At 78.1% G+C, this 695-nt stretch carries 1 protein-coding gene; it reads right to left on the bottom strand.

All coding sequences use genetic code 11. The annotated features are described in order from the left end of the window. The coding region (locus tag ACFQ4O_RS18095; protein ID WP_378777819.1) for a class I SAM-dependent methyltransferase at positions 1 to 695 on the bottom strand (695 nt) is incomplete at both ends.

Consider the following 695-nt stretch of genomic DNA (forward strand, 5'->3'; position numbering starts at 1 on the left):
GGCGCGCGCACGCCGTCGAGCGGCGCCACCACATGGTCCGCGAGGCGCGCATCGCCGAGGTCGTGGGCCCAGTCGCTCGCGTCGCGGGCGACGCCCACGGGGAACTCGTCGGAGGCGGAGCGCTCGAACCAGCCCGGCTCAAGCCCGAAGGTCACGTCCAGCAGCGGCTGCGGCGCGAGCGCCGCCAGCATCAGCGCGCCGCCGTCGCCGAGCGTCGTCCCGAGCCGGCGCAGGGCGTCCGGGCCGGACAGGGCGTGGCCCCAGCCGAGCGCGCCCACCACCAGATCGAACGGGCCGGGGGCCTCGTCCTCCGCGGACGGGTCGAAGGCTGTGACGCTGAGGCCCGGCCGTCCGGCGAAGGCGAAGCGCAGGCGCTCGGCCGCGGTGGCGTCCGGGTCGCTGACCGTCAGGGTCACGCGCGGATCTTCGCCGAGATCGGCGATGGCGCGGGTGAGCGCGCCGGAGCCCGCGGCGATTTCGAGGATGCGCAGCGGCCGGTCGGCGGGCGCGGCGGCCACATGGGCGCGGATCAGCCGGGCCAGCGCCGCCACCGCGTCCGAGACGAGCGGGGCCGCCGCGCCGAGATGGGCGAGGGTGGCCGCGCCGAAGGGCGCGCGGGACGACGAACCCTCGGCGAGGACCTTCGGCAGCAGCGTCAGCGCGCGCGAGGCGGCGACGCATTCCGCGCCCCGGTC

The organism is Methylopila musalis (assembly GCF_042679725.1).
Classification (GTDB): Bacteria; Pseudomonadota; Alphaproteobacteria; order Rhizobiales; family Methylopilaceae; genus Methylopila; species Methylopila musalis.